Annotated in this window: 23 protein-coding genes and 1 pseudogene; 5 read left to right on the forward strand and 19 right to left on the reverse strand. The window is 57.3% G+C overall.

The genetic code is table 11. The annotated features are described in order from the left end of the window. Nucleotides 1-46: 46 nt before the first annotated feature. The 9 genes from metG to ACR0AD_RS02970 form a co-directional block, all read right to left on the reverse strand. Nucleotides 47-1,765: a methionine--tRNA ligase gene (gene metG / locus ACR0AD_RS02930; RefSeq protein WP_480485861.1), complete on the reverse strand. Its 1,719-nt coding sequence runs from the start codon at nt 1,763-1,765 to the stop codon at nt 47-49. A 206-nt stretch (nt 1,766-1,971) separates the two neighbouring features. After that, complete coding sequence (locus tag ACR0AD_RS02935) at nt 1,972-3,192, reverse strand: MFS transporter (RefSeq protein WP_480485858.1); 1,221 nt, start codon at nt 3,190-3,192, stop codon at nt 1,972-1,974. Nucleotides 3,193-3,272: 80 nt separating this feature from the next. Beyond that, on the reverse strand, nt 3,273-3,869 hold the full coding sequence (locus ACR0AD_RS02940; protein WP_480485857.1) for a YceI family protein: 597 nt from the start codon (nt 3,867-3,869) through the stop codon (nt 3,273-3,275). Continuing rightward, complete coding sequence (locus ACR0AD_RS02945; protein WP_480481269.1) at nt 3,866-5,080, reverse strand: MFS transporter; 1,215 nt, start codon at nt 5,078-5,080, stop codon at nt 3,866-3,868. The genes ACR0AD_RS02940 and ACR0AD_RS02945 overlap by 4 nt, the downstream gene beginning before the upstream one ends. A gap of 62 nt (nt 5,081-5,142) precedes the next feature. Continuing rightward, nucleotides 5,143-5,763, reverse strand: a complete 621-nt coding sequence (locus ACR0AD_RS02950; protein ID WP_480481267.1) for an ImuA family protein — start codon at nt 5,761-5,763, stop codon at nt 5,143-5,145. A gap of 48 nt (nt 5,764-5,811) precedes the next feature. Continuing rightward, entirely contained in the window at nt 5,812-6,393 is a 582-nt protein-coding gene (locus ACR0AD_RS02955) for a retropepsin-like aspartic protease family protein (RefSeq protein ID WP_209504139.1), read from the reverse strand. A 41-nt stretch (nt 6,394-6,434) separates the two neighbouring features. Next, the gene (locus ACR0AD_RS02960; RefSeq protein ID WP_209504138.1) at nt 6,435-7,055 is read right to left on the reverse strand and encodes a MarC family protein; all 621 of its coding nucleotides are present in this window, start codon (nt 7,053-7,055) and stop codon (nt 6,435-6,437) included. After that, nucleotides 7,052-7,444: an ACT domain-containing protein gene (locus ACR0AD_RS02965; protein ID WP_209596013.1), complete on the reverse strand. Its 393-nt coding sequence runs from the start codon at nt 7,442-7,444 to the stop codon at nt 7,052-7,054. Before ACR0AD_RS02965 ends, ACR0AD_RS02960 begins: the two co-directional genes overlap by 4 nt. Then, nucleotides 7,441-9,291, reverse strand: coding sequence for an ABC-F family ATP-binding cassette domain-containing protein (locus ACR0AD_RS02970; RefSeq protein ID WP_480485854.1), 1,851 nt, complete (start codon nt 9,289-9,291; stop codon nt 7,441-7,443). Before ACR0AD_RS02970 ends, ACR0AD_RS02965 begins: the two co-directional genes overlap by 4 nt. Before the next feature lie 107 nt (nt 9,292-9,398). On the opposite strand from ACR0AD_RS02970, the gene ACR0AD_RS02975 reads away from it, so the two are divergent. Both ACR0AD_RS02975 and ndk read left to right on the forward strand, forming a co-directional pair. Next, nucleotides 9,399-10,601 carry a multidrug effflux MFS transporter gene (locus ACR0AD_RS02975; protein ID WP_480485852.1) on the forward strand — a complete coding sequence of 401 codons (1,203 nt, stop codon included), beginning with the start codon at nt 9,399-9,401 and terminating at the stop codon, nt 10,599-10,601. Nucleotides 10,602-10,716: 115 nt separating this feature from the next. Next, complete coding sequence (gene ndk, locus ACR0AD_RS02980; RefSeq protein WP_480481255.1) at nt 10,717-11,139, forward strand: nucleoside-diphosphate kinase; 423 nt, start codon at nt 10,717-10,719, stop codon at nt 11,137-11,139. 59 nt (nt 11,140-11,198) lie between these two features. Here ndk and ACR0AD_RS02985 read toward each other — a convergent pair whose 3' ends face one another. Continuing rightward, nucleotides 11,199-11,546 carry a TfoX/Sxy family protein gene (locus tag ACR0AD_RS02985; RefSeq protein ID WP_480481253.1) on the reverse strand — a complete coding sequence of 116 codons (348 nt, stop codon included), beginning with the start codon at nt 11,544-11,546 and terminating at the stop codon, nt 11,199-11,201. Nucleotides 11,547-12,119: 573 nt separating this feature from the next. On the opposite strand from ACR0AD_RS02985, the gene ACR0AD_RS02990 reads away from it, so the two are divergent. The 3 genes and pseudogenes from ACR0AD_RS02990 (at nt 12,120) to ACR0AD_RS03000 (ending at nt 14,127) form a co-directional block, all read left to right on the forward strand. Then, nucleotides 12,120-13,280, forward strand: coding sequence for a CHAD domain-containing protein (locus tag ACR0AD_RS02990; protein WP_480485850.1), 1,161 nt, complete (start codon nt 12,120-12,122; stop codon nt 13,278-13,280). Between the two features lie 3 nt (nt 13,281-13,283). Continuing rightward, nucleotides 13,284-13,418: pseudogene (locus ACR0AD_RS02995) on the forward strand (AAA family ATPase); the annotation flags it as partial. A gap of 241 nt (nt 13,419-13,659) precedes the next feature. Beyond that, complete coding sequence (locus ACR0AD_RS03000; RefSeq protein ID WP_480481247.1) at nt 13,660-14,127, forward strand: CYTH domain-containing protein; 468 nt, start codon at nt 13,660-13,662, stop codon at nt 14,125-14,127. On the opposite strand, the gene ACR0AD_RS03005 is transcribed toward ACR0AD_RS03000, so the two are convergent. The 9 genes from ACR0AD_RS03005 to ACR0AD_RS03045 all read right to left on the reverse strand — a co-directional run bounded on the left by ACR0AD_RS03005 (nt 14,124) and on the right by ACR0AD_RS03045 (nt 25,669). Next, nucleotides 14,124-15,494: a sensor histidine kinase gene (locus tag ACR0AD_RS03005; RefSeq protein ID WP_480485848.1), complete on the reverse strand. Its 1,371-nt coding sequence runs from the start codon at nt 15,492-15,494 to the stop codon at nt 14,124-14,126. The two genes, ACR0AD_RS03000 and ACR0AD_RS03005, sit on opposite strands and share 4 nt — an antisense overlap. Then, nucleotides 15,487-16,167 carry a response regulator transcription factor gene (locus ACR0AD_RS03010; RefSeq protein ID WP_480481243.1) on the reverse strand — a complete coding sequence of 227 codons (681 nt, stop codon included), beginning with the start codon at nt 16,165-16,167 and terminating at the stop codon, nt 15,487-15,489. Before ACR0AD_RS03010 ends, ACR0AD_RS03005 begins: the two co-directional genes overlap by 8 nt. Nucleotides 16,168-16,348: 181 nt before the next feature. After that, nucleotides 16,349-17,785: a DegQ family serine endoprotease gene (locus ACR0AD_RS03015; RefSeq protein ID WP_480481241.1), complete on the reverse strand. Its 1,437-nt coding sequence runs from the start codon at nt 17,783-17,785 to the stop codon at nt 16,349-16,351. A gap of 749 nt (nt 17,786-18,534) precedes the next feature. Next, the gene (locus ACR0AD_RS03020) at nt 18,535-19,134 is read right to left on the reverse strand and encodes a nucleotidyltransferase family protein (protein WP_480485846.1); all 600 of its coding nucleotides are present in this window, start codon (nt 19,132-19,134) and stop codon (nt 18,535-18,537) included. A gap of 31 nt (nt 19,135-19,165) precedes the next feature. Continuing rightward, nucleotides 19,166-21,583: a GcvT family protein gene (locus ACR0AD_RS03025; RefSeq protein ID WP_480485844.1), complete on the reverse strand. Its 2,418-nt coding sequence runs from the start codon at nt 21,581-21,583 to the stop codon at nt 19,166-19,168. A gap of 96 nt (nt 21,584-21,679) precedes the next feature. Further along, nucleotides 21,680-22,987, reverse strand: coding sequence for an HlyC/CorC family transporter (locus tag ACR0AD_RS03030; RefSeq protein ID WP_480481235.1), 1,308 nt, complete (start codon nt 22,985-22,987; stop codon nt 21,680-21,682). Nucleotides 22,988-23,050: 63 nt separating this feature from the next. Next, complete coding sequence (locus tag ACR0AD_RS03035) at nt 23,051-24,007, reverse strand: site-specific tyrosine recombinase XerD (RefSeq protein WP_480481233.1); 957 nt, start codon at nt 24,005-24,007, stop codon at nt 23,051-23,053. Between the two features lie 2 nt (nt 24,008-24,009). Beyond that, complete coding sequence (locus ACR0AD_RS03040; protein ID WP_480485843.1) at nt 24,010-25,530, reverse strand: hypothetical protein; 1,521 nt, start codon at nt 25,528-25,530, stop codon at nt 24,010-24,012. Further along, on the reverse strand, nt 25,520-25,669 hold the full coding sequence (locus ACR0AD_RS03045; protein WP_209504123.1) for a hypothetical protein: 150 nt from the start codon (nt 25,667-25,669) through the stop codon (nt 25,520-25,522). The genes ACR0AD_RS03040 and ACR0AD_RS03045 overlap by 11 nt, the downstream gene beginning before the upstream one ends. Nucleotides 25,670-25,732: the final 63 nt, after the last annotated feature.

The raw sequence follows: 25,732 nt of genomic DNA on the forward strand, positions 1-25,732 counted from the left end.
AACAGGGGCCAACGGCCCCCGTTCGAGCTTTCGAATATCAGGGCGGTCAGCCGCGTTTACCGGCGAATTTTGCCTGCCATTCTTCGCGCTGTTCGTCTGTGATCTTGGCGAACAGAACGTCTGGCACGGTAAAGTCGTGACCCGCGGGTAGCGCGTTCAACGCTGCGGCCACGTCTTCCGGCCAGCTGGTGTCGAGCGTGTTCATGGCGCTTAGCATCTTGGCCGAGGTATCAGGGATGAACGGCGCGCTGAGCACGGCATAGAACCGGATCAGGTTCAGGCCCAGACGCACCTGCGCAGCGGCCCCTTCGGGGTCTTCTTTGAAGGTTGACCACGGCGCCGCAGCTTGCAGGTATTCATTGCCAGCCACCCAGATGGCCCGCAGTTCCTGAGCCGACTTGCGGACGTCCATTGCTTCCATATGCGCCTCGTAAGCGCGGACGCGTTTGGTGAGTTCGTCGATCAGAGCGTTCTCACGCTCGCCAAAGTCACCGCCTTCGGGCACCACCTCACCGAATTTCGAGCGGCAGAACTTGGTGATGCGGCTGACGAAGTTGCCTAGAACATCGGCCAGATCCTTGTTCACCGATTGCTGGAAGTTTTCCCACGTGAACTCGCTGTCGCTGCTTTCCGGCGCATGGCTCAGCAGCCACCACCGCCAGTAGTCGGCTGGAAGAATCTCGAGCGCCTGATCCATAAAAACGCCACGCCCCTGCGAGGTCGAGAACTGGCCGCCGTCGTAATTCAGGTAGTTGAAGGATTTCAGGTGGTCGACCATTTTCCACGGCTCGCCCGATCCCAGAATAGTGGCGGGGAAAGAAAGCGTGTGAAACGGCACATTGTCCTTGCCCATGAACTGGACATAGCGCACATCGTCCGCGCCCTTATCGGTGCGCCACCAGCGTTCCCACTCGGAATCGGGTTTCCCCGTGGAATCCGCCCATTCCTTGGCACAGGCGATGTATTCAATCGGCGCGTCGAACCAGACATAGAAGACCTTGCCTTCCATACCGGGCCAGTCCTGATCGCCTTTCTTGACCGGAACACCCCAGTCCAGATCGCGGGTGATCCCCCGGTCTTGCAACCCGTCGCCATCATGCAGCCATTTCTTGGCAATGGATGTGGTCAGGATCGGCCAGTCGGTTTTGCTGTCAATCCAGGCATCCAGCTGATCCTTCATTGCCGATTGGCGCAGATAGAGGTGCTTGGTCTCGCGCACTTCCAGATCCGTCGAGCCCGAAATGGCCGAGCGCGGCTCGATCAGGTCCGTCGGATCCAACTGCTTGGTGCAGTTTTCACACTGGTCGCCACGTGCGTTCTCGTATCCGCAATTGGGGCAGGTGCCCTCGATATAGCGGTCGGGAAGAAAGCGACCATCCGCGTTGGAGTAAATTTGCTTTTCCGTGACCTCACGGATCAACCCGGCCTCATCCAGCTTTCCGGCAAAATGTTGGGTCAGCTTTTTATTCTGCTCGCTGGATGAGCGGCCAAAGTGATCAAAGCTCATCCCAAAACGCTTGGCGATGTCGGCCTGAATTTCGTACATGTCCGCGCAATACTCGGCCACCGGCTTTCCAGCTTTGGCAGCGGCCAGTTCGGCCGGGGTGCCGTGTTCGTCTGTGGCGCACAGGAACATGACCTCGTTCCCCCGGCCACGCTGGTAGCGTGCATACAAGTCGGCAGGCAGTTGCGAGCCGATCAGATTGCCGAGATGCTTGATCCCATTGATGTAAGGGATCGCCGAAGTGATGAGAATCCGAGCCATATTCCGTTTCCGCATATCTAACTGCGCGTTCGTCTAACCTAAGTCACCGCTCAGCAAAAGCCCGGTTTCGTAGATGACTGGAATAACTCTGATTTGTAACGCGCGCCTGATGGGACGACCAAGCCGCCGATGGCCGTTGTAATACTGTCAGACTGTGGTCAGCCAATACGCAGACTCTGCGCAATGCAGGGCTGCGGGTCCGCTTTTCATTCCTCGCGGGCGCGTTTCAGCAACCTTCCGACCGTAAAGGATGTACGTGGTGCGTAGACGTAATTGGTTCTTTCCGCGGGTGTCGGACGCGACCGCATCCGGGCCAGGCCGAAGCCGATCAGGAATACGTGGCCGACCGCAACAAATGCAAACAGCGCGCTGGGGCCGAAATCCTGGATCAGTGTTGACGTGATATAGGGTGACGCAATAGCCCCCAGCGCGTACCAGAACATCAGGGCGGCAGACAACTCGACCCTTTGTTCGGTTGTCGCAAAATCGTTGGCATGTGCGGATGATACTGAAAAGATCGGGAATGTCGTGAACCCAAAAAGCGCCGCTGCAAGCATGACACCGACGGTTCCCGTGTCGCTTGCCGCCATTGTGACCCCGCAGCTTAGTACCGCCGCGACCGAAAGCCAGATCAAGACCCAGCGCCGGTCGTATTTGTCCGCGAGCCATCCCATCGGATACTGCGCCAGCGCCCCGCCCAGAACGAAAGAGGCGAGGAAGAAGGCGATTTGATCCACTCCCAACCCGACTTCCTGACCGTAGACGGGCCCGACCATTCGGAAAGATGCTGAACTGAGTGCCGAAACAATGACGCCCGCAACGGCCAACGGCGAACTGTGCCATGCCAGTTTCGGGCGCAGGCGCGGGGCGTCGGGCGTCTTCGGCTGACTTGCGCGTGTCAGTGTCAGCGGCAGCAATGAGGCGCAGCAAAGGATCGCCAAGAGGTTATAGGAAACATACGAGGCGGGTGGCAGGACGGCGATGATCAACTGAGCACTCAGCGAGGCACCCATATCGACGATGCGATAGGTGCCCATGGCTCGTCCACGTGTCTCATTGGTCACTTTTGCATTCAGCCAGGCTTCGATGACGGTGTAACTACCTGCCACACATGTGCCCGAGGCGATGCGCAACGCCGCCCATACATAAGGATTGTCTGTCAGGGTGTGCCCGATCAACCCCATCGCGCCCAGCGCTGTGCATACGGCAAATGCGCGGGAATGCCCGACACTGCCCATCAGACGCGGCGCCCACCAGCAACCTATGAAAAAGCCAAGGAAATGCGCTGAACCCAGCATACCGATCTGTTCGGTCGAAAAGCTTAAGGTGATCCCGGAAATGGCATCAAGTGGCCCGACGCCGCCCGTTGAAAGCTGAAGCAGAATGACCGAAAGAAACAGGGCGGCAAATGAAATGATCGTGCGCATGGTTTTCTCAGATAGGCGGCGTCACCGGACAATGCGCGCAACTATTCGACTTTATCCAGTCGTTTTTTGCTTTTTGTCGATTAGGTTGCACGAATGATCTCGGCACGTATGTCCAGTCCGACGTTTTGTCCTACCAGATCGGGATAACCCGAGGCACCGAAATCGTGCCGGTTCAATGTCCCGGTCAAACCTATGGACAGGCGGTTGAGGTCGTTCGCGGCTGTTCCGGGCTGGCGGTATAGGTTGGCATCCAAAGTTATGGGGTGCGTCACATCTCGGATACTCAGTTCCCCCGTGACACGAGCACCATTCGATATGCGCCCATCGGCCCCCAATTGAATGTCAGTCGATACGAATTGAATTGTCGGGTAGGTTTCGGCGCCCAAAACACCGGGGCCGAGCATCGGCATGCGGGCAAATGGCAAGCGTGTTCTGGCCTTGTTGACATCCAGAACCACTGTGACCCGGCTATTTTGCAGGCGGTGCATGTCAATCTGTACGTCAGCCTGCTGGATCGGCATTGAACCGGTCTGAGGGATACCTGACAGATCAAAGGTAAAACCAACCACGGTGGTTTTCGTTGACAAAATGTATGGCTGCAACCCGGCTTGCACGGTACGGGCCAAAGGCAGAGCCACCATCCCTGCAAGCACCAAGCGGCGGGACAGGTGTGTCATGCCATGACCGTGTCCCGTCTGGGGCGGGATCTTTTGATCAACATCAGAACGATGGCAATGTTCAAACCGTTCCAAAGAATTCCGTTGACGAAGGCCAGTTGGTAACTTCCGGTGACATCGTAAATCCAGCCTGACATCCATCCGCCAAGCGCCATGCCAAGGATGGTCATCATCAGGACGAATCCGACCCGCGCCCCGGCGTCCTGCGGCGGCATGTATTCACGGACAACCAAAGCGTAGCTGGGCACGATGCCACCCTGTGCCAGACCGAACAGCAAGCTGATCACATAAAGTGAGACCATCCCGTCATATGGCAGGAACAGGAACAGGGCGATGCACTGCAAGACTGAGCCGATCAAGAGCGTCATGACGCCGCCCAGACGGTCGGCCAACAGGCCCGAGAGAATACGGCTGGCGACGCCACCTAGCAGCATCAGCGATAGCATTTCGGCCCCCACTGCGGGGCCGTATCCCAGCCCGACGCAATACGACACGATATGGACCTGTGGCATGGACATCGCTACGCAGCATCCAATACCAGCCAGGCCAAGGATGTACTGTAACACGCGTGGTGAAACGCCGACAGTGCGCGCGTTGATCCGGGCTGTGGCCGCGGCTGTGCTGTGTGCTTCGACCGGGACCTGACGACGCAACAGCAAGGACAGGGGGATGACAACCAGCAGCGTCAATAGCGCCAATGTCAGGTAGACCTGTTGCCAGCCATCCCGTAACAGAATGCCGGACAGCAGGGTGGGCCAGATTGCGCCAGAGATATAGTTTCCGCTGGCCACCAATGCGACGGCGAACCCACGCCGCTTCATGAACCAGTGCGAGATATCGGCGATCAAGGGGCCAAACCCGATCGACGTTCCCAGCCCGACCAGCAGATGCGCCGCAGATAGTAGTGTTATATTCGGGGCCAGCGTTGCCAATAGATAGCTGAAGGCGCTTAATACAGCGGCGCCGATCAGGGCGCGTGTCACGCCCAGCCGGTCCACCAGTTGTCCTAGCCACATATTGCCCAGCGCAAATCCGATCATCGTAAGCGTATATGGCATCGAGGCTTCAGCGCGACTGGCGCCGAATTCTGCTTCGACAGTAGGCATGACCACGATGACCGCCCACATCCCTACATTCGCCACAGTTGCGATGGCGAGCGTGATCAGAAGGCGAATCCAGGAATAGCGGCTGTCATGGATCGGATGGCGCATGCGGCGACGCTAGGGTGCGATCCGGAGTTTGGCGAGTCACATCTTGCGTGATCCTTGCGGCTTCACGTCAGAATGTCCTCTGTTTCAATGCGTTTCAGGTGCAGACCGGTGCGGGCAGCAGTCTGAGTGGCCTGCCAGCTGACCGGGGGCAGGGCGCGGGCGCGGCGGCGGGTCAGGGTCCAGTGCCTGGCATCCCCCTGATGGGCGGCGGCCATGTGCCAGCGTGTCTCAACCCCTTGTGCGCCGCCATCACCGGGCGTCAGCAGCAAGCCAAGCGGGGCTTGGCCCATCGTACCGCCTTGTTCTGCGGCCAGATGCATCCGCCGCACCGGCGTCAGCCCCGGCGCGCCGGGCAGGTCGCCTATGATCAGCGGGATGGCCCCGCTGCGCAGCGCCTCTTCAATACACCATAGCAGATCTTCGGCGCGGGTGGGGTGGACGAACAGAAAACGCGCCGGATCAGCAAAGGCCATCATTCCGTCGGGGTTCAGTTGGGCGGGCTCCCACGCGGGGGAAATCCACAGCACGGGACCCTGTGTCTGACCGGCCAGCCAGATGGCAAAGCTGCGTCGGGCGGGGCCGCAAGCCTCGTGCACGCGACCCGGTTGCAGGGTGATCTGCGAATGGAGATTTATCCCCGGGATCTGACGTGCAGGTTTGGGACCAAGAAGCTGAGCAGACATGCCCGCAAGCTATCATGTTCCACTTTTGTTCTCAAGAGGTGAGGAGCATCAACGGGACAGGATCAGCTTGCCATCCGCAAACTGAATGCTTGAAAAACGGTGCAGATATTCCATCCCCAAAAGAGACTTATCCAGTTCGCCCTCGTTGACCCAGGCCGAAACATTCTGATCCGTAATGGGTCCTACCGTCAGGGTCTCAAGCCGCACCGGCGCAGTACGCACCTCACCGTTTGCAGTCAAGGCGCGCCCGAAATAGTTCAGCTGATCGGGATCAATGCCTGCCCTTTTGGCGTCCTGAGCGTTCAGCACGATCTGGCTGGCGCCGGTGTCGACAAGAAAGGTGATCAGCTCACCATTCACCAGAACCGGAAGGTAATAATGGCCATCATAGGCACGGGGAACCTCAACCGAGTTTCCGGTGACACTCATCTGCGGTGCGGGACCGACCGAGGAGCGAATATCCTCCCACAGACCGACCAGTGCGATGACCCCGACGAAAATGAACACCCATGCCATCACCTGCTGCAACGTCTTGCCGAGCGACTGCCGATTGTGGGTGACAAACCACATCAGCAGCGCCGCCCCAAGCAGGGCCAGATAGATCAGGCGTCCAATATCGAAACTGTCCATGCGGTTCCCGGAAATCCCCTTAACCTTGTGAATATGGGGGTTTAAGATGCGAATCCAAAGGCCTTGAGGCCATCAAGAATAAACTGAACAGACAATGCAGCCAGCAGCATCCCAAGAAGCCGGGTCAACACGTTCAACCCGGTTTTCCCCAAAAGCCGTGCCACGGCCCCAGATGAAAGATACATCACAAAAACCATTGCCAGTACGACCAGCATAACGCCGATGACCACGGCCAGACCCTGAATGCCGGGATGTTGACCGGCCAGTAGAATCATGGTGGCAATCGCACCAGGCCCTGCAATCAGTGGGATACCCAGTGGAAACACCGACGGGTCCGGATGTTCTTCCTCTTCGGCGCTGTTTTCACGACGTTTGGTCCGGCGTTCAAACAGCATGTCGAGCGCGGTCAGAAACAGCAAAACACCCCCCGCAACGCGAAACGCCTCCATCGAGATGCCGACAAATCCCAGCAGCGCTTCGCCGAAGGCCGCGAACATCGCCAGAATGCCGCCAGCAGTCAGGCACGCGCGTATCGCGACAGAGCGGCGCGTGTGCCAATCCATGTTCTGGGTCAGGGCCACAAAAATCGGCGTTTGCGCTGGTGGATCAAGAACCACGAAAAGCGTTGTGAACGCGGTGATCAGAAATGCGGTGTCAATCACTCTTTGCTACTCTGTTGCAGATGTTTCAAAATTTTCAGGGCGTCTTCGGCCAATCCTGACGGAACATAGACATGATCGTGGTGATAGCCCGCAACCATGTTCGCCGGAATTCCGGCCTGTGCCAACGCCCCCGAGACCGCAGCGGTCAGACCCACGCCTTCCAGCGAGGAGTGTACCTGAAGCGTGATACAGCGCATAGCGACCGCCTCTTTTGGTGCACAATTAATCGGAACGATTAAAGACAGCCCTTCGGCCTCGACATAACTGGCGCGTGTCCCGTCGGGCCAGTCCATATCTTCGGGCCAGACAACAAATGCGAATTCGCAGGGTTGAATTTCGGGGCGCATTCCCGCGATCATCGCTTTGGTTTCAACAACGGGATCGCTCATACCGTTTCCGCCTGTTCCAGTCGCTCAGCAGCGGCGATCCAAAGCGCTTCTGCTTTTTGCATGGCCTCGACCACTTCGGCGAATTTGCGGTTCCAGGTTTCCAGATCGTTGATCTTGTCGTCCTCGTATAGCTCCGGGTCGGCCAGTTTTGCCGCGAGCTTGTCGTGCATCTCTGTCAGTTTCTCGACCCGGTCCTCGCATTTGCGCAGGTCCGCGCGCAATGCCAGCATGGTATCGCGCGAGGCGCGTTTGGGCTTCTCTGTTTGCGGCTTTTCCTTCACCGGTTTGTCACGCGCCAGCAAAAGGGCACGATAGGATTCAAGGTCACCGTCATAAGATTTGACCGTACCCTCCGAGACCAGCCACAACCGATCGGCAACAAGCGACAGAAGGTGCATGTCGTGGCTGACCAGCACGACAGCGCCGGAATAGGCCGTCAGCGCCTCGACCAGCGCCTCGCGGCTTTCGATATCCAGATGGTTCGTAGGCTCGTCGAGGATCAGCATATGTGGCGCGTCGATGGTGGCCAGCAGCAGCGACAGGCGCGCTTTTTGCCCACCCGACAGGCGGCCAACCTCGGTTTCCGCCTGAGCCGCGTTCAAGCCGAACCCCGCCAAACGCGAGCGCCACTTGCCTGGTGCCTCGTCCGGGCGCAGGCGGCGCAGGTGGTCCAGTGGCGTTTCGGTTACATAAAGCTCGTCCACCTGGTGCTGTGCGAAATACCCGATGCGCAGCTTGTTGCTGCGGGTCATCTTGCCCGCCATCAGGGGCAGGCGGTCTGACAGCAGTTTGGACAGGGTGGATTTGCCCTGACCGTTCTTACCCAACAGCGCGATACGGTCATCCTGATCGATGCGCAGGTTCAGACGGCGCAGTACTTCGATCTCGCCATAGCCGGTCACGCCGCCTTCAATCTGGATGATCGGCGGCGACAGCTCCTCGGGTTCGGGGAAGGAAAACGCACGCAGCGCGGCCTCTTGCGGGGTTGAGACCAACTGGATGCGTTCGATCATCTTCAGGCGCGATTGGGCCTGTACGGCTTTCGACGCCTTGTAGCGGAAGCGATCCACAAAGCTTTGCAGGTGTGCGATGCGGGCCTTGGCCTTGGCGTTTTCCGATTCCACCTGCGCCAGACGTTCCGCCCGCCGTTCCGCGAACTTGTCGTAAGGCACCGCGTAATAGGTGAGTTTGCGATCCTCCAGATGCAGGATCGACCCTACGGCACGGTTCAACAGGCCCCGGTCATGGCTGATGATTATGACCGTGTGCGGATATTTCGCCAGATAGCTTTCCAGCCATAGCGCGCCTTCAAGGTCCAGATAGTTGGTCGGTTCGTCCAACAGCAACAAATCCGGTTGCGAGAACAAAACCGCCGCCAAGGCCACGCGCATCCGCCAGCCACCGGAAAAATCCGAGCAGGGGCGCAATTGGTCTGCGTCGTCAAACCCCAACCCCTTGAGGATCGAGGCTGCGCGGGCCTCGGCCGACCAGGCGTCGATATCGGCCAGCCGGGTCTGAATTTCGGCAATTCGCGTGGGATCCGTTGCGTCACCAGCCTCGGTCATCAAGGCGCTGCGTTCGGTATCAGCGGCCAGAACAGTGTCGATCAGCGAAACGTTGGACGAGGGGACCTCTTGCGCGACCCCGCCAATGCGGGCGCGCTTGGGGACCGCAATATTGCCCGATTCCAGCGCCAGCTCCCCGCGGATCAGGCGAAAAAGCGTGGTCTTTCCCGTGCCATTCCGGCCCACAAGGCCAACCTTGTGACCGTCTGGTATGGTTGCGCTGGCGCCATCAAACAATGGGCGGCCTTCAACGGCATAGGTGATGTCTTCGATCCGTAACATGGGGCGCTCTTAGCAGAGGTGTGATGCCGCCGCCAGCGGCTTGGCGTTTTCAAGCGTCAAGCAATGTGTTAGCGCTGTCTCGTTTGCTTATTGAAGCGGTTTTCCACATGCGCGCGGCCCGGACGCCTCCATCCCTGATCACGTTGATCTTTGCCACGGCGCTGTCGGTGCTGACGCTCAACATGTTCCTGCCGTCGCTCGCGCATATGAGCGAAGATTTCGCCGTGGATTACGGCCTAATGAACCTGTCGGTCGCGGGGTATCTGGCGATTTCGGCAGTGTTGCAATTGATCATGGGCCCGTTATCGGATCGCTTTGGGCGCAGGCCTATCCTTTTGATTTGTATGTCAATATTTTCCCTCGCGTCGATCGGATGCACACTGGCCGGATCGATCTGGGTTTTTCTTGGCTTCCGCCTGCTTCAGGCTGCTGTCGTCGCGGGCTCGGTCCTGTCCAGCGCGTCGATCAGAGACCGTTACGCACCAAATGAGGCGGCAAGCAAACTCGGTTACGTCGCGATGGCTATGGCTTTGGCCCCGATGCTTGGGCCGATGTTGGGTGGGGTGCTGGATATGCTTTTCGGCTGGCGTTCGGGGTTTGTCCTGTACTCGTTGCTCGGGGCAGGGTTGCTGGTGCTGCTTTGGTTCGACATGGGCGAGACCAACACGAACCGCTCGTCCACATTTGGTGCCCAACTGCGCGAGTATCCACATCTGTTCCGTGCCCGCAGGTTCTGGGGCTATGCCTTATGCGCAGCGTTTTCGATTGGGGGGTTCTACAGCTTTATCACCGGTGCGCCGCTGGTTGCTGCAGCGTGGTTCGACCTGAGCCCAGCAACGCTGGGGCTGGGGATTGGCATCATCACCGGCGGGTTCATGGTTGGCAATTTTGTTACCGGTCGGATTGCCGCCCGGACGCGTCTGACGACGATGATCTTGTCAGGGAGGATCGTGGCCTCGACCGGGCCGTTTTGCGGATTGATGCTGTTTCTCGCTGATCTGGGATCGGTCTGGGTCTTCTTCGGCTCGGCAATCTGTGTCGGCTTTGGCAACGGTTTGACCAATGCCAATGCCGCGGCTGGCGTCATGTCAGTACGCCCCGGACTGGCAGGAAGCGCGGCAGGGCTGTCGGGGGCAATGATCGTGGCTTTGGGCGCTGTTCTGACCTCAAAGACCGGCGCGTTCGTTAGCCCCGAAAATGGGCCGTATCTGGTACTGGGCATGATGTGGGCGTGTAGCTTTGCTGGCTTACTGGCGGTGCTTTACGTCCGTCGACTGGACCGCGTCGACCCTTTGCCGGACACAATCTGAATTGCAAAGCCACGGGCAAGGCATCATTACACTTTTCATGGGCCAAAGTCCGTGATACCCGGCGCGCGATGGATTTCGGCGCGGGTCCCGCGTCACATTGTAAGGAGAGGCCGACATGGCACTGGAACGCACATTCTCGATCATCAAACCCGATGCAACCCGCCGCAACCTGACCGGCAAGATCAACGCCAAGTTCGAAGAAGCTGGCCTGCGCATTGTGGCGCAAAAGCGCATTCACATGACCAAAGCTCAGGCTGGCAAGTTCTATGACGTTCATGCCGAACGTCCGTTCTATGACGAACTGTGCGAATTCATGTCGTCGGCTCCGGTTGTTGTTCAGGTTCTGGAAGGCGAAGGTGCCATTGCAAAGAACCGTGAAGTCATGGGCGCAACCAACCCTGCAGACGCAGCCCCCGGCACCATTCGCGCCGAATTCGCGGAATCGGTCGGTGAAAACTCGGTCCACGGTTCGGACGCTCCGGAAACCGCAGCGGTTGAAATCTCATATTTCTTCTCGGGCATTGAGCTGGTCGGCTAAGCCACAGCCATTGCCGACAGATTGGGGCCGCATCCTTGGTTGGGTGCGGCCTTAATCGTTCAGACCTGCTTTAGGTCCTTTGGTGCAACACGAACCCCGATGGCGTCCAGATCTGCAATCATCTGGTTTTCCGGAGCCGCCCCGTTACCGGCTTTGATTGTGTCGAACCTTTCGCGCAGGGCTTTTTTCTCGTCACCCTTGCAGTCGTTCCACGGCCGGCCCTGCAATCCCATCACCAGAACGTAATATCCGATGAAATGCGCCCTGGTGCCGGCGCGCAACAGGCGAGCATAGGCTTCGTCCGGCCCCAGTTCACGCAGCGCCTCAGCCGAATGAATACCAGCGCGGGCGCAGGCCTGTTCAAAGGCGGGGCCAAGGTTTCGGATTGAAGATACTGGTTCGCTCATAGCGGTGTCTTACTTCGGCGCCCGGGGCCTGTCACCCCGTGAATACACTCGGTCGCAGTCATAATGCCTTGATGTCCTTTCGGGTTCCGCCGAGACTGAACAAGAAAACCCAGAATGGCGTTGGGGCAGCCCACTAAACAAAGGGGCGGGCGCGCAAATGACCGTTGAGAAACCTGTAAAGGGGTTTCTGAATTTGAACTGGAAAGGCCTATCATGACCAGATCGTCAGGCGATCAGTTCATTTTCCCAGCGAAGATTGACGAAACGGCTCTGGCACATGCCATTGCCGGGTTTTCCCGAAAAGCTTCACCCGATAGCTCCGTCGCAGCTTTCGCATTGCTCGATTGTCACGATCAGTCATTGCGCGCCTCCGGTCGTGCTTTAATCCATACTGGCGGGATGTTGCACCTGCTGCGGAAGGATCACGGCCCTTTGTCTCAGCAATACTCGGGGCATCTGCGGTTTGCGCGGGACTTGCCAGAAGGGCCGGTTCAGAAGGCGCTGAGCGACTTTCCTGAACTGCGGGCGCTGACGCAGATCGGTGTTGGGGAGATCAAGGCAAAGACCATTACCGTGCTTGATGATCAGCAAAAGATTCAAGTCAGGGGAACTTTAACGTACATGTCAACGCAATCAGGGCAGGCGACCATTGTACGAATTCAGCAGTTGCGTGGGTACAAGAAGGCTTATCAGTTGGTCTGCTCTGCTCTCGCCAGCATTACGGGCGGTGTTCATGATATTGAAACGCTCTATTCCAGCCTGGTTCCAGACATGGTTCCCTATCAGGCCAAGCCTGAATTGAAGATTGGTCAAGCAGAACCTTCCATCGAAGTCGCTGCAAAAATCATTCAAACATATCTGCGAGTTGCGCGGCAAAACGAAGAGGGCGTGATCGCTGATATCGACACTGAGTTTTTGCACGATTACCGGGTATCGTTGCGCAAGATCAGGTCAGTGATCAGCCTGTTCAAGGGTGTGTTGTCCGAGGCCCAGACGGACGAGCTGAAGCGGGTCTTTTCCGACCTCATGACCCGTACCGGACCTCTGCGTGATTTGGATGTCTACCTTCTGGAAAAAGACAAGTATTTCAATCTTATCCCGCCGAACCTTCACTCAGGACTGTCCGAGATGTTTGATCAGTTTCAAACGGATCGTACACAAGAGCAACTGCGCCTGTCACGCTGGTTGCGCAGCGCCGACTACACGACGTCCATGACCGACCTGACCGCAATGTTCGCAGGTTCAGATCACTTGGACCTTGGGCCAAACGCGCATCTCGGTGCGTATGACTATGCCTGCGCGCTGATCTGGAAGCGCTATCGCAAGGTGTGCAAACTGGCGCGCGGCATAAGCGACGATAAACCAGACAGGACGGTGCATGACCTTCGTATCGAATGCAAAAAACTAAGATATCTGATGGAATTGTTTGCCCCATTATTCGATTGGAATGGTTTGAAAATGATCCTTAAGCCATTGAAAAAACTTCAGGATAGTCTTGGTTTGTTCAACGACTATTCTGTTCAGCAAGATGCGTTGATGACCTTTGTTGCGTCTCGCGCCGATACGCAAGGCCGCGTGGACGCGCAGATCGGTTTGTCCGTGGGCGGCCTAATCGCTGTGCTTGATCAACACCAAAAGACGGAAAGAAAGCGCGTTGTCGCAAGTTTCCATCAGTTTGACGGGCAAGAAATCCGGCACATGTTCCGCAGTCTGTTTCACCACAAAAAGGAGTAAGGAATGAAAATCATTGCCTTTTACTGCAATAAGGGCGGTGTTGGACAAACCGAGACTTCCGTGAACCTTGCCTATGTCTGTGTGCAAACCGGTCGGCAGGTTTTGCTGTGCAATCGCGATTCTGGGGGTGCGTCTGGGGTCTGTTTTCGAGCCGCCGATGAGATCGTTGTTCCCGTCAGTCGCACAACCTTGACCGAGCGGTTATTTGGTCAACCGGTTAGCATTTTCGACAAACACAATATGCATCAGATAAGCTGCGGGCGTTCTTTTCAATGGCGCAGCATCGGGCCTTTGCCAATACTTACGCAGATCGCGGCGCGGATGGTACGGCATATCGGGTGCTGTTTGATAAGCTGGAAGATTGAGTGGGGGCGCTCCGATGAGCACAGAAATAGAGCGCAAGTTTCTGGTGGCAAATTTACCGGACTTGAGCCGCGCAGAAAAAGCAGTGGTGCGTCAGGGGTACCTCACCGCGCCGGAGGACTCGACCGAATTGCGTCTGCGGCAAAAGAACGATGTGTTTTTCCTGACCTTAAAAGGAGGCGGTGATCTTGTACGTGTTGAGCGTGAGACAGAGATAACCCGGGACCAGTTTGAAACCTTCTGGCCGGAAACTCGAGGACGCCGGGTCGAGAAGGTACGTTACACGGATCAAATGCCGGACGGCCACCAGTTCGAGCTGGATGTTTTCTCAGGCGGCCTGGAACCCCTGTGTTTGGTTGAAGTTGAATTCCATACCAGTGAAGCCGCAAATGCCTATGTCCCACCGGATTGGTTCGGTGCGGATGTCACCGAGGATAAACGTTATAAAAACATGATATTGGCGGTAAACGGACTGCCGGGTTAACTCTGAATTGCCAGATTGATCGTGGTTTCCAAACCTGGGTTGCAGTTTCGGGCTGCGAATGTCCCGCCATGCATATGAGAAATCGCGGCAACCAGCGCGAGCCCCAATCCCGCATTGCGTTCCGTGCGCGCCGGATCAAGCGTGACGAACGGAAGCTGAAGGCGATCCAACTCTCCGGGCGGAACACCCGGACCACGGTCCCGAACCTGCAATTGGGCAAATCCGTCCTCGGTACCGATTGAGATCGTGATTGTGGTATTTGCCGGTGCGTAGCGCATAGCGTTTTCCAGCAGATTGGAAAGAGCCTGCGAGAGGAGGGGCCGGTGCCCCTGAATTGCGGGGGCAGAGCCTATAACCTCAAGACGGACGTCCTGATCCGCGGCCACCGGATCATAAAGCTCCACGACATCGCCAACCAGTTGCTGCAAGTCAATGTCTTCGAATTGCTCGCGCCCCAGACCGGCCTCGGCCCGCGATATCTCGGTAAGCTGCCCCAAGACCCGCAAAACATGGTCGATTTCTCCCGTTGCCCGCGCAATGTCGATCTCGCGATCCAGATCGCTTTTGCCGGGCTCGGAAAGGGATTCGACCCGTTGGCGAAGGCGGGACAGAGGAGAGCGCAAATCATGTGCGATAGAGTTCGAGGTGGTGCGCAGATTACTGACCAGCTCTTCGATCCTGTCGAGCATGTTGTTCAACGTGCCAGAGACCTGATCGAACTCGTCCCCGGTTCCGCGTAGGGGCATCCTTTTGGAAAGATCGCCAGAAACGATGTTTTCGGCTGTGCTTGCGATGTCTGACAGGCGTGAAAATACCAGGCGTGTGAACAGCCAGCCGGTGATCACGCTCAGAACAAATGCTATCCCTAGCGCCAGTGCCAGAGATCGGAACAATACACGGTCGAATTGTTGACGGGCCGCCGCATCCCGTCCCACAAGAAGGCGTTCGCCACCGGGCAGGCGGATCGATGCCGCCGAGATAGGCACCAGTTGGTCATTGTCAGCCCTGCGCAACTCAAGGTCGACCCAACCGCTTCCGGCGGTCACATTGACCGGCCAGGTTTTCAGGTTACCCACAAGCTTGACGCCTTGCCGATCCGCCAGAAGATACAGCGCGTCTCGGTCGGGCGCGCTTGGAAGACGGCGTTCGATCGCTGTGATCAGCCCGATCAGCCCGCGCCGTTCATATTCATCTGCAAGCCCGGTCAGTTCGGCGGACACGACTGATCGGGTCTCGGATTCGATGCTTCTGTTGGCCGTCACATAGACCAATGCCAGCACGGACGCGGTCAGGAACGTGCTTAGCACCATGCTGGTGGCGACAAGTCTTGTTCGTGAATTATTAAGGGAAAGCCGAAGGTTATCCATCGGACATCATGTAACCTGCTCCGCGAACAGTTTCAATCAAAGGTGTGTCTCCGCCTTCATCCAACTGGCGGCGCAGCTTTGAGATGTGAACATCCACAACGTTGGTGTTCGGGTCGAAATGATAATCCCAGACGCCCTCAAGCAGCATGGTACGCGACACGACACGGTTCTTGCGGCGCAGGAAGAATTCAAGAATCTGGAATTCACGGGGCGTCAGCGTGATCTCATGGCCGTCCCGCGTAACCTTGCGGGTCAGAAGATCCATTTCAAGATCCTTGCAGGTCAGAGTCGGCGTTTCCTCGGATTCTTGCGGACGTCGTAACAGGGCTTCGATCCGTGCATGAAGTTCCTGAAACGAGAAGGGCTTGACCAGATAATCGTCGGCGCCTGATCGCAATCCTTTGACGCGCTCGTCCACTGCGCTCATGGCCGTCAACATCAAGACCGGTGTTTTCAGCCCTGCTGCACGCAGGGATTTGATCAGGGACAGCCCGTCCAGACCGGGAAGCATCCTGTCCAGCACAATGGCGTCAAACCCGCCATCCGTTGCGTGGTACAATCCCTCGCGGCCATCAGCAGCCGTTTCGACCACATAGCCTTCTTCGCCAAACCCTTTGGCAATGAAATCCCTGGTGTCAGTGTCATCTTCGACGATCAACAGACGGCGGCTCATGATCTGGCTCCTTTTCCCTTGGGATTTAAACACATTATCCAAACAAAGCCCATGGAATGCAGAATATCTTGCCGGGTGCTGGGCACGCACCCGGCAAGCCCGACGGACAGCGGACAACTCAGGTCCGCCGGGTGAGGCGCGCGCCGGATCTCCCCATCAAGCGGCGCGCGCATAGTGTTGGTCAGACCAGTTCGACGGCAACGAAGATCTGGCTGCCGGCCCGATTGATCAATACCAGTGCCGGGTCCGTCTTTTCGCTGTCCAGTGCCGCCTTCAGCGCTTCGGGTGTGAACGTGTCTTGGTTGCCCAGTTTCACGATCACGTCACCACGTTGCAGACCCGCCCGAGCCGCAGGGCTGTCCGGTTGCAGGTCTGTGACGACCACACCTTCGACGGCTTTAGCGATACCTGCCTCGGCCCGCACCGTTTCGGTCAGGGGGGCCACGGTGACACCAAGCGACGAGCCTGCCGCCTCGGATTCGACAGGGGTGTCGGACTGAGCCGCCGCTGCCTGATGCTGGCCAACGGTCAAAGTGACCGTTTCCTGTTTGCCATCGCGCAGAATGGTCAAATTACTGGCGGTGCCGACCTTGGTTGTGCCCACCAGAATGGGCAGGTCACCACTGGAGTCTACGGCTTCGCCGTTGAAGGACAGGATAACATCGCCTTGCTCCAGAACGCCATCTGCAGGGCTGTCGGCGACAACATCTGCCACCAGTGCGCCCGAGGAGGCATCAATTCCCAGTGCCGCCGCAAGCTGCGGGCTGATATTCTGGATAGATACACCCAGCCACCCACGGCTGACCTGCCCGTCATCCTGCAGATCGGCCGCAATATGCTCAACGATGTTCGAGGTTACGGCAAATCCCAGCCCGACAGATCCGCCACTGGGGGAATATATGGCCGAGTTTACACCAATCACGTCGCCGTCCATGTTGAAAAGCGGGCCACCAGAGTTGCCCTTGTTGATGGCGGCGTCCGTTTGAATGAACTCGGCATAAGGCCCGTCCGAGATATTGCGACCTTTAGCCGACACAATGCCGGTAGTGACCGTCGAGCTCAAACCAAACGGGTTGCCGATCGCTACGACATCTTCGCCTACGCGGATTGCATCGCTGTCACCCAGTTCGACAGCTTGCAGACCCGGGCCTGCATCGATCTTCAAGACTGCGATGTCTGTCAGCGGGTCGGTGCCAACTACCTCGGCCTCAAATGTCCGGTCATCACTTAGGCGAACGATTACAGTCGCGGCATTGTCCACCACATGGTGATTGGTGACGATATAACCGGCTTCATCCAGTACAAACCCTGACCCGAGCCCTTGTGCCGGCCCGCGTTGAGGCATGTTGAACCCTTCAGGCCCACCAAAGCGCTTGAAGAATTCCCCAAACGGATGACCGTCGAAATCAAAATTCTGCCCCTGTGCGGGGCTTGGGGCGGCCTTTTGTTCGGCAATGATGGTTACAACCGAAGGGGAAACGGATTCGACAAGATCGGCAAGCGCCTCATCCGCCATCGAAGGTAAAGCGGTTGTGGCCAGCATGGCTGCGCCCAATGCGCTGACCCCCATCCAGTTGGATGTGCGGGGAAGTAAAAGCGAAGATTTTCGGATGCTCATTTCTGTCTCCTGGTTTGATCACGCAATTTCCGTTGCGCGTTGAGACATGAGATGCACTGGCAGGATTGGGGTTTCCTGACTGATCAATTAATAAATCTTAATTTTGCCACAAAGCGGGTGTTTTGTGGCGAAGGACGTTGATCAGGATTCGCTTATTTAACCGGGTAGGTCGAAGGCGAATCGGAGGATTGTTGCCAAAACAGACGTCAAACTTTCAAAAAAGTTGAATTTTCATTGTTTTGTTGACAATGCTTTCACTGAACAGTGGGGAAAAATGCTGCTCTTCCAATGGTTGTGGGCGAGTCCGGGAGTCATCGGACTTGACGCTGTAACTTTGCTGACAGGCAGCTGAATGGGTGCATAAGTTTGCGCTTAATCCCGAATCGTTGATATGCGCACCGGACTTGGATCGCCTATAGGTTGAACAAGCCCTGGGGCTATGTTGCCTAAAAGCCAAATCGAGGTGCGCGAAATTAACCTATTCTTCCAATTTTACGTTGTTTCTAAGGATCGGATAAGTGAGGATGAAATTGCCCAAGTGAGGGGAAGCCAAAAGCGCTAGGGGGCGCTGGCGGCTAACTCAGTTACCGGAAGTTTTAGCGGCGTGTTAACGAGGGGGTCTTGTTTAGGTTTAGCTGCTAGGGAACCAGAGTGTCTTTAAGACCTATTGGTCAAACTTTTGGAGTTGTGGAAAGTGGTAGTCCTGTATTGGGCACCGGCCCGGTCGATATCGACCGGGCCGTGTTTATTCAAGAAGTGCGCTTCTTGCACCAAGCATCCCAATCTTCCGGCGTATCCAAATCCATAACCGCGTTTTGACCGGGAAGGGGTTGCAGGAATACGCCACCCTGTTGTGACCGAACCACCGTCTGCGCGCCGTGATCGCCGTGCAATGCCAAGAGCTGACTGAAAAGCGTCCGATCGAAGATCACCGGGTGCCCGGGCTTTCCATCTGCGGTTGTTCCGCGCCAGATTACATTGTCGGGATGTAATTGACGTGCATTCAAGATCGTTCTCAGATCAGCCTGGGTCAGGTCAGGTAAGTCGGCCAGCAAAACCATGACTGCGGGTGCGTCTACAGGAAGGTATTCTATGGCGGTGCGCAAACTGGCGTTCATTCCCTCTGCCGCGTCCGGAACCGGAACGGTCTGAACATCCAGTCCCGCAAGTGCATCATATCTTGGGTGTGGACGCGGTGGCAGGGCGACAAGGACAGGCGCCACACCACGCGCAAGGATCGCCGTACGGGTCAGCAGTGGAATGCCGTCGATTTGCTGCAAAAGCTTGTCCAACCCGCCCATACGACTGGATTGACCGGCGGCAAGCAGGATGATTGGGATTTCGGTCACTGAGCCACACTGCCGTAAGTCATGTGTGCTGTCATCCCCTCATGCGTGTGCCATCTGGGTCAAACAAAGGTGTCGAGATAACCTTCGCTTTGCGCATCTGCCCCAGAATCTCGATTTCAACCTCCAGACCATCTTCTATACGCCCGGACGGCAGAAAACCCATGGCGACGGATTTTTGCGCAAAATGAGAGTAGCCGCCCGAGGTACAGAACCCAACAACCGCGCCATCCAACCAGATCGGTTCATAGGCGTTGACGTCTGCATCGTCCGTATCAACCTCGAAGGCTGCCAACTGGCGGGTGGTTCCATTGGCCCGTTCTAATTCCGCTGTATCGTGGCCGATGAAACGGGTGTTTTTGCTGAAAGCAATGAACCGGTCCAACCCCGTTTCTGCGGCGGTGTAATCTGGCGAATATTCCCGCATCCAAGAGCCAAAGAACTTGTCCAGCCGCAGGCTCATCATTGCGCGCATTCCGAACGGAACAATGCCGTGGGGTTGTCCAGCCTCCCACAGCGTCCACCAAATCTGACGCTGCGCTAAGGGGTCGCAATAGATTTCATAACCAAGATCACCCGTATAGCTGACACGCTGAACGATACAGTCGGTCATGCCGACAGTCATCCGGCGCACGTTCAGGAAGTTGAAATCGGCCAAGTCGTCTCGGGTGCAGGCCGCCAGAACCTGCGTTGCCTTCGGGCCGGCAATCTGGAAGCCGTTCAACCGGTCGCTGACGTTTTCAATCCTCACGCCGTCCTGAGCGTTTTGCTGGAACCACCGCATGTGGAAGGCCTGACTGCCATAAGACGCTGTAAGCTGGAACTCAGTGTCAGTCAGGCAGGAAACGGTGAAATCACCGATTAGCTTGCCCTTGTGCGACAGCATCGGGGCCAAAGACAGCCGACCGGGTTTCGGAACGCGGCCAGCCATGATCCGGTCCAGCCAGTTCCGAGCATCGGGTCCGGTGATGCGGTATTTGCCGAAATTGTGGACTTCGTTGATACCCACAGCTTCACGCACTGCCCGCACTTCGCGCCCAGTCGCCGCGAACGCGTTCGAGCGGCGGAAGGATGGAGTTTCAAATCCCGGCTCATCTTCCTGCGCAAAATAGTTTGGCACCTCAAGGCCGTATTGCTGCCCCCAGACCGCGCCAAGATCGCTGAAGATGTCATACATTGGTGTCGTGCGGTTGGGGCGTGCAGCGGGCAGTTCTTCGTTCGGATAGGCTACGCTGAAGCGTTTCTGATAATTCTCGATGACTTTGGGGCGGGTATAACCTGGGCTGATCCAGTCGCCGAAGCGGGCAACATCCATGGCAAACACATCGCGCTCGGGCTCGCCTTCGATCATCCACTGCGCCAGCGTCAGGCCAACGCCGCCACCCTGACTGAACCCGGCCATAACACCGCAGGCCGACCAGTAGTTGCGCAGTCCGGGTACAGGGCCGACCAGCGGGTTGCCATCAGGGGCAAAGGTAAACGGCCCATGGATCACCGATTTTATTCCAGCCTCAGCCAGCACAGGAAAGCGGCGATACGCGAATTCGATACTGTCGGTGATCTTGTCATAATCATCGGGCAGTAACTCGTGCCCGAAATCCCACGGTGTGCCGTCTACTGCCCAGGGCTTGCAGGGCTGTTCGTAGAACCCGATGCACAGGCCGCGCCCTTCCTGCCTCAAATAGCTTTCACCTGCCGGATCCATGACATGCGGATGCTCGCCACCCGCATCGATAATCGCTTCAATCTGTGGGATCGAGTCGGTGACAAGGTATTGATGTTCCATCGGGTGCAGGGGGAAATAGACACCCGCCATGGCACCAACTTCACGCGCCCAAAGCCCGCCTGCGTTAACAATGTGTTCGGCATGGATTGTGCCTTTGTCAGTGACGACATCCCAGCTTCCATCGGGGCGCTGGTTGGTTTCACGCACCATGCAATGGGTTTCGATCGTGGCGCCGCCCATTCGCGCGGCCTTGGCATAGGCATGGGTGGTGCCTGACGGGTCCAAATGACCATCCAGCGGATCGTAAAGAGCGCCGATAATTCCGTCGATATTTGTAATGGGCGCGATCTTTTTGATTTCTTCCGGGCCGACGATTTCTGTTTCAAGCCCCATGAACCGATGCTTGGCGCGTTCCGCCAGCAGCATATCAAACCGGTCCTGATTGTCGGCAAGTGTCACACCGCCCACGTGGTGCAGGCCACAGGACATGCCGGTGATCTGTTCCAGTTCTTTATACAGCCTGATCGTGTATCCCTGTAGCGCCGCCATGTTGGTGTCGCCGTTGAGGGTGTGAAACCCGCCTGCCGCATGCCAGGTCGATCCGCTGGTCAGTTCGGACCGTTCCAGCAACATGACGTCCGACCACCCGAGCTTGGTCAGGTGATAAAGAACCGAACATCCGACCACACCGCCACCAATGACGACCACCTGGCATGTGTTTTTCATCCGCTCCTCCTTTTCTGGTAGGACGGTGCAGATCAATGGCAAAGCATTCTGTCAAACGAGCGACAGAGCGCGTCGTTTTTGTCTAGCGTCCAAACCCTATAAGGGCCGCACTTTCAGAGCTGTGATACGATTGCCTTCGCGTGCTGTAACCTCGAACCGGAAGCCATGGAACGAGAACACTTGCCCAACAACCGGGATCATCTGGGCTTCGTGGATGACCAGACCAGCAAGAGTGTTGGCTTCTTCATCCGGTAGCGACCAGTCCAGCGCACGATTGACATCGCGAATGGTCATAGCACCTTCGACAAGGAATTGGCCATCATCCGTCCGCACGACCGGCACCTCTTCGGCGATATCGAACTCATCGGCGATTTCGCCCACGATTTCTTCCAGAATATCCTCAAGCGTGATCAGTCCACGCAATGAGCCGTATTCGTCCACCACCAGCGCAAAGTGACCGTGCATTCGCAGAAACTCGCGCATCTGGTCATCCAGAGTTGTGGTCTCCGGAACGAAATAGGGGGCATTTGCGACCTTGCCGATGTCGAAGCTGGCCAGCCGGTCGGTGCCGCCATCGCTGCTGCCAGCCTGTGCATACATCGCGCGGAACAAGTCCTTGGCGTGAACAACGCCAACTATGTTCTCCTGCTCGTCCCTGAAAACAGGCAGACGAGTGTGAGGGCTTTCAAGGCATTGCCTTAGGATAGCTTCGGGTGGGGCGTTCGCATCGATCATTTCGATGTTGGAACGGTGGAGCATGATCTCTTCCACCGTGCGGTCGCCCAGATCCAGTGCGCCGAGGATGCGGTCGCGATCTTCTTTTTCGACAACCCCTTCCGAATGGCCCAGTTGCAGGGCGCCTGCGATTTCTTCGCGCACGGCCAGAATGTTGCTGTCAGGATCGATCTGAACTCCGAACAGGCGCAATACGCCACGCACTAACAAACGTACGGCCGCGACAACAGGCGAAAACACTGTCACGACCACGCTAATGATCGGCGCAACGGCCGCAGCGGCCTTTTCGGAATTGGTGATGGCGTATGTCTTGGGCAGCACTTCGGCAAAGATCAACACCAGAAAGGTCATGACCAGCGTTGCCAATGCCACGCCGCTTTCACCGAAAAGACGTGTGAACAACGCCGTCGCCAGTGACGCGGCCAGAATGTTGACGAGGTTGTTGCCCAGCAGAACCGACCCGATCAGACGTTCGTTGTCGTCGGTTATTTCCAGCGCCTTTTTAGCCCCGCGCGATCCCTTGTCGGCCTGAACGCGTAGTTTCCCCCTTGACGAGGCGGTCAGCGCCGTTTCCGAGCCCGAGAAAAATCCGGACAGGATAAGCAGGAACAGGATAGCGCCGGTCGTAACCCAGAATGCGCCGTCGAACATAGAAGGTGAGGGTTCCATTGGTCCTTGATAGATTTGTGTACTGCATCCGTTATGGGGACGTCGCCCCGCTGAATCAAGGTCTTAGCCCTTGTCCTCATTGCGGTCCTTGCTCAGCGGGTGATGTTGCAACACCAGTTCCGCCAGACGTTCATCCAGAACATGCGTATAGATTTCGGTCGTCGCCACGTCTGCATGGCCCAATAACGTCTGGATCGATCTCAGATCAGCGCCGTTGGCCAGCAGATGCGTGGCGAATGCATGGCGCAGCGTGTGTGGTGTGACTTTTTCAGAAGAAACACCACCCCGTACAGCCAGCTCTTTCACCAGCAAAAAGAACCTGTGCCGTGTCAGATGACCGGACTTTCCGCGTGATGGGAACAGAAAGCGCGAGCGCTGAGCGCCTTTTTCCGCGGCCAAGTCCTCGGCCTCGTCCCGCGCGGTCAGCCACGCGGCCAAAGCATCCCGGGCCGGGGGCGACAGGGGGACCATTCGCTCTTTACCCCCTTTCCCCAGCACCAGCAGCATCCGGGGATCGCCACGGGCCGAAGAGACGGGCAGGGAGACAAGCTCAGTCACCCGCATTCCTGTGGCGTACAAAACTTCCATCAGGCAGGTGTTTCTTAGCCTGTCAGCTTCGGTTCGCCCGGTTTGTCTGGCGGCCTCCAGCAAACGGTCAACTTCGAGCACATCCAGCGTCTTGGGCAACCGTTTCTGCCGGCCGGGACCTTTGATCTGAATGGCAGGATTGGTCGCGCGCCAGCCTTCCTCAAAGGCAAACCGGTACAGCTGTTTTATAGCAGACAAACGCCGCGCGCGGGTCGAACGTGACAAGCCCTGTGCATCGCAGTCGATCAGGTAGGCTTCGATCAGGTCGCGATCTGCCTGATCAAATCCGGATTTCTTGCGGTCCAGCCATTCGGTAAAATCTTTCAGGTCGCGCCCATAGGCCAGCAGCGTATTGGTCGCAGCGCCAAGCTCTGCCGCCTGCGCCTGCAAGAACGTTGAAATCCACAGTGCATCTGACGCCGGAGAGCCCATGATCAACGCTCTTGCAGGATCAAAAGGGACAGGGCCGCACGTCGCGCGGTGTCCTCCAGCCCAACGCGCCGGAATGTTGCAATTGCCGCTGTCATATCCACCAGATTGCCCCGCGCGCCATGTGCAAACAATTGCATGGCTTCAATAATGGCTTCGCCCAATTGACCGTTGGCCAGCAACGCATCAATGTCGCCTGGCACAGGCGCTGCCCATTCAAACCCCTGAGCGACGGCATCAGCCAAAGGGGACGGGGACACCGCGCGCCCGGGGTCGCCTTGTGCCAAAGCGGCAAGAAACTGGGTGTCGTTGGATGTGTCAGGTGTTGACAAGGCGGCCTGTTCGTAAAGCCCGGACAGCATCAGAATACGCCAGCGCAGGCTTTCGGTGGTGGCAACCGGCAATGTGACAGATGACAAGCGCTCGGCGAACAGTTCGGCAAACGGAACCTCAAGCCCGACACCACGCATCTGTTGCCAGACCGGCTGCAAAGTCTTTCCTATCGCTTCCGCGTTCCCGGTGTCCAACGCGCTTTCAAATCGCTGAACGGCAGCAACCCGGTCCCAGACAGCACCTGAGGCTGCCGGATCACGCTCAGTATAAAGACCCAGCAGCTGATTGGGGGTTAATGCGCCAATTCGGGTCAGCCGCTCCGCTGCTTCAATCTGTGCCTTCCAACCTGCGACATCGCGCAGATCCGCATTGGCAAACGCCCGTGGCAGCGGAGCGGAGGGAAGCCGTTCGCCAATTGCCTCAAACAAACGGAACGTCAGGGGATCAGGGTTTTCCGGCTGCGGCAGGTAAGCTGCGCCTTCATACAGTTCCGGGCTGAGGAAACGGTCCAGAACCGCCAGATCCTCTGGTGGAAGGATTTCAAGCGCATGCGCTGCCTCAAGTGTCAGCGCGGCTGAAACCCAATCCCCGCGGCGGGCCTTGCAGAAGATCTGAGCCGCATAGTCCCGCGAAAGATGCGGTTCAGCAATAAGGGCGGTACAGCTACGATCCTCATCCCCGGTCAAGAGCGTCGCATCGAACCAGCGCTTGAAACGGTCCTGCGTGTCAGTGGGCCCGGCCAATTGAACAAGCGACTGCGCCGGATCAGCAGCGCCCAGTTGCATCAATCGGTCCAGCCGTGCAAGCAAAAGGATTTCTTCGGCCAGAGGCCCTGACGGCGCGCGGGTTTCAGACAAGAGCAGCGTGAACAACAATCGCTGCATGGCCGGGTTTTCACGCACGTGGACGTCGGCGATCAGTTCGGCCAGGCGATCCGCATCGCTGCCCTGCCAAAGGTCGACGGGCAGACCGGTGACAGAGGACGAAACAAGGCCCAGCGGCTGCGACAGTGCCTCAAGCGAAGTCACCTCAATTTCCGGCAATGCGCCATCTTGCGTAACCGGTGGTTCCAGCAGAACGGTTCCCGGCAGGTTTTCCGGCGGGTCTGTCAGCCATTCGATGGCGGATAAAGGTTCCTGCGCATGTGCCGACCCGGCCAGTGTGATTGCCAAAAGCAGTTGCTTAGTTGACATCCAGTGCAACCGGCTCGCGAATTTCACTTTGAGGCGCAGAGAAATCCGCACCAAAGAATGGACCGACATAGGCATAGGCGACCAGCCCGATGAATGCCAGGCACAGAACATATATCAGGAATTTGATCAGACGGCTCATGGCGTCACGCTGCCTCAATTTTTGATTTTGACCAAGTTATAACTGGCATTTTTCCCAAGATCA

It is taken from the genome of Ruegeria sp. BH8, assembly GCF_056538065.1.